The following is a 3,985-nucleotide window of genomic DNA, read 5'->3' as shown; positions in this document are numbered from 1 at the left end:
GGTCCTGATGTTCAAGTGTGTTGGACGCCGAGACATCTTCGTCCGAGACCGTCTGAGTCGACTCGACATGGCTGAAGCCGCAGCCGTCCAGTGTGAGCTCGACGTCGACCGCATCGGTGAGGGAACGGTTGACCAGAAACACTGACCCGCTGCCTGCGGACTCGTCGAAGGTGACTGCCGCATCCACCGTACGAACGGTTCCGTACTTCTCGGTGTCGTAGGTCGGGGTTTCGAAGGTGGTTCGCAGTGTGCGTCCGGTGGCGAGCGCAGACGTCGCCGCGAACGGGTAGAAGATCGTTTGGCGCCAGGCTGGCCCTCCGGGCTCGGTCATGATGGGAGCGATCACGTTCACCAACTGTGCGAGCGATGCTGCCTTGACCCGGTCAGCATGATTCAGAAGAGAGATCAGTAGGCCACCGACGACCACCGCATCGAGGACCGAGTAACGGTCCTCCAGGAGGCGGGGTGCCTCCGGCCACTGGTCGGGTGCCGTGATCTTCTCTTCCTGGTTGAATCGGGCGCTATACCAGACGTTCCACTCGTCGAATGAGATCATGATCTGCTTGGTGCTCTTGCGGGCGCCGGCAACGGCGTCCGCTTGTGCCACGACTGCCTCGATGAACCGGTCCATCTCCACGGCAGAAGCGAGGAATGTCGCCGCGTCGCCGTCCGTCTCCTCGAAGTAGGCATGGGCGGAGATGAAGTCGACGTCATCGAACGTCTCGGACAGGACCGCGTGTTCCCAGGCGCCGAACGTCGGCATGCGCGCGTGGGACGAGCCGCACACGACGAGCTCGAGCGACTCGTCGAACTGCCTCATCGCGCGCGCGGTTCGGGCCGCGATCTTGCCATAATCCGTTGCGTTGCGGTGGCCGAGCTGCCAGGGGCCGTCCATCTCGTTTCCGAGGCACCACATCCGAATGGCATGCGGTTTCCGGTGCCCGTTGGCGATTCTTGCATCTGCGAGTTCGGTGCCTGAGCGGTGGTTCGAGTATTCCAGCACGTTCAACGCCTCTTCCACGCCGCGCGTTCCGAGGTTGACCGCGTACATCGGCTCAACGTCGGCTTCTGCCGCCCAATCGATGAACTCATCGAGGCCGAACTGGTTCGTCTCGGTCGAATGCCAGGCGAGGTCGAGCCGACGTGGCCGTTGCTCTTTCGGGCCGACCGCATCCTCCCAGCGGAAGCCTGACACGAAATTGCCTCCTGGGTAACGGACGGTCGTAACCCCGAGTTCCTGGACCAGGTCGAGCACATCGCTTCGAAAACCTCTCTCGTCGGCGAGTGGGTGTCCGGGTTCTAGGACTCCGTCGTAAACGCAGCGACCGAGGTGCTCGATGAACGATCCGAAGAGACGTCTGTCGACCTCTCCGATGGGATGGGCCTGGGACGTCGTGAGGAGCGCGCGCTGACGGGATGTCATCGGGGGTGTCCTTTCCGCTGCGATTGAGCAGCAACGGCAGAGAACATATCTCGGAACAAAAAAGAACACAACGCTCAGTTTCAGGGCGGTGCGTGCTGGACGTCGGTATCGCTGACGGGCCTGCCCGTAGTTCCCGCGGCACCCGTGCATTTGCGGCCGGCGGTCGCTGAGGTGCGGGTATGTCGACGACGAAGAGCGTGCTGTGAACGCTCTCATCGGTTGACCGAGGTTGCCTGTGCTGCAATCAGTTGACTTAAACCCCCCACATGGTGCACATTGTGATCCGGTTGATAGCGCTCACAATTCATGAGCGTTGGTGACGGACGACGCCGTCCGACTTCCGTCAAGAGGGTGCCCCCGCACCTGGACGGTCAGCTGCTCTGGCGTGCTCGGCACGCGAAGAGATGCAGCATCTGAGTGCGGCCTTGTGGCTGCGCTCGGCCGCGACTCGAGATCGAAGGAGCTCTCCGTGTCACTCTTCCGTCGTTTCCTCCTCGCAGCGGCATGTCTGCTGTTCGTCCTATCCGGCGCGCTGATTGCGCCGACGTCACCCGCAGACGCCATCGGCGAGGCGACGTTCACGAACCCCGTTCTGCCGGACGGCGCCGATCCCACGATCGAGTTCTTCGACGGGAACTATTACCTCGTCGCCACCACCTGGGACAACCGGGTCGTGATGCGTAAGGCGCCCACGCTCGAGGGGCTGAAGACCGCTGCCCCAGTCACGGTCTATTCGGACACCACCGCCGGGCGCAACGCCAACATGTGGGCGCCCGAACTCAAGCGTCTCACCGGCCCGAACGGTCCGCGCTGGTACCTGATGTACACCATGGGCACAGCCGGAACGTTCGACCGCCAGCACCTGCAGGTGATCGAGAGCGCCGGCGACGACCCGACCGGTCCGTACGCCTACAAAGGACAGCCGATACCGACGAACGATTGGAACATCGACGGCTCGTATCTGGAGCTGAACGGCGAGTTGTTCGTGACCTGGTCCATGTTCTCCCCAGAGCCGAATCGCCTGCAGAGCAACTACATCGCGAGGATGTCGAACCCGTGGACGGCCACCGGCCCGATCAACATCCTGTCCCAGCCGACGGCCGACTGGGAGCGCATTGGTATGCCGGTGAACGAGGGCCCCGTGCCACTGCAGAAGGACGGAAAGACGTGGATCGTCTTCTCGGCGAGTTCCTGCGGTACCGAGGACTACCAGCTCGGAACGCTGAGGTACACCGGCGGTGATCCGGTGCTCGCAGCATCCTGGAACAAAAGTGCGGGTCCCGTCTTCTCGAAGGCGAATGGCGTCTTCGGCCCCGGGCACAACGACTTCTTCACCTCACCCGACGGCACCCAGACGTGGAACCTCTATCACGGCAACGCCAGGGCCGACGGTGGATGCGCTCGTCAGCGTTCGGCGCGGGCACAACAGGTGACGTGGAATGCGAGTGGCGAGCCGGACTTCGGGACGCCGATCGCCACCGGCACGCCCATTGCGGTGCCCTCCGGTGAGCGCGGGCCGGTCACCGCCAGTGTCGAAGGCGCGTCCTTCGAAGTCGTGAATCGTAACAGCGGCCTGTGCCTGACGGTCGCGGGCGGCTCGACCGTCGACGGCGGCAACGTGGTGCAGGGAGCCTGCGCGAACAGCGCAACCGCCGCGTCCAGTTGGGTCATGGATTCGACCGCGGACGGCGCGTACCGTTTCGTGAACGCCTCGACCAACAAGGTCCTCGATTCCGCGAACTGTGGAACCGCGGACGGAACTGACGCCCGCCAATGGGCCTGGCTGGCGAACACCTGCCAGGAGTGGCTCCCCGCCCCGGCATCGGAGGGCTACCTCACCATCGCGAACCGCGCCAACGGCAAGATGCTGGACGTCGCGAACTGCACGACGGCCGCCGGGGGAGAGGTGCGGCAGTGGAGAGCGCTCGGCAACGCCTGTCAGCAGTGGTCGATCCGCCCGGTCGGACCGACCCAGATCCTCAGCGTCCCGACCGGCAAGTCCTTCGACGTGCCGAACTGCGACACGGCGATCGGCGCGATCCTCCAACAGCATCAGTACCTGGGATCGCCCTGCCAGACCTACACCTTCAGTTCCGACGTCGGTGGCGCGGTGCGCATCCACCCGGCCTCGGCACCAGCCTTGTGCCTCACCGTGAGTGGCGGATCCACTGCTGACGGCGCCGGCCTCGTACAGGAGGCCTGCGGGACCGCATCATCCTGGCGCCTCACGCCACTCTCGGACGGCTCTGTGCGGTTCGTGTCGGCACTCACCGGGAAGTCGATCGACCTCGCCAACTGCGCAACCGGCGACGGCGCGCGGCTGCAGCAGTACAGCCTCCTCGACAACGCGTGCCAGCGGTTCACCATCAAGTGACGTTTCCCACCAACCCACCTCACGATGACGAAGGAGTCACCCCGTGAACATCACCCCTCTCGCCCAAGCGACCTCCTCACTCTCGCGTCGAACCTTGCTGATCGGAGCCGCAGGGCTGACGGCGGGACTGGCGCTACCCGCACTCGGCGTTGCCGGCGCCGCCCTGGCGGCGCCGGCGCCTCTCCCGC

At 64.5% G+C, this 3,985-nt stretch carries 2 protein-coding genes; one reads left to right on the top strand and one right to left on the bottom strand.

Features of this window, described 5'->3' with window-relative positions; translation table 11 throughout:
- Nucleotides 1-1,423 (bottom strand): arabinosylfuranosidase ArfA (gene arfA / locus IFU11_RS19905; RefSeq protein ID WP_192020097.1); only part of this gene is annotated, 1,423 nt, incomplete at its 3' end.
- A 469-nt stretch (nucleotides 1,424-1,892) separates the two neighbouring features.
- Between arfA and IFU11_RS19900 the strand changes: the two genes are divergently transcribed.
- Nucleotides 1,893-3,797, top strand: coding sequence for an RICIN domain-containing protein (locus IFU11_RS19900; protein ID WP_199862397.1), 1,905 nt, complete (start codon nucleotides 1,893-1,895; stop codon nucleotides 3,795-3,797).
- The last annotated feature ends 188 nt before the right edge of the window (nucleotides 3,798-3,985 follow it).

Origin of the sequence: Plantibacter sp. CFBP 8804 (assembly GCF_014841225.1) — a bacterium.
Taxonomy (GTDB): domain Bacteria; phylum Actinomycetota; class Actinomycetes; order Actinomycetales; family Microbacteriaceae; genus Plantibacter; species Plantibacter auratus.
The sequence above is the reverse complement of the archived record's forward strand: the minus strand, read 5'-3'. Positions and strand labels throughout refer to the sequence as shown.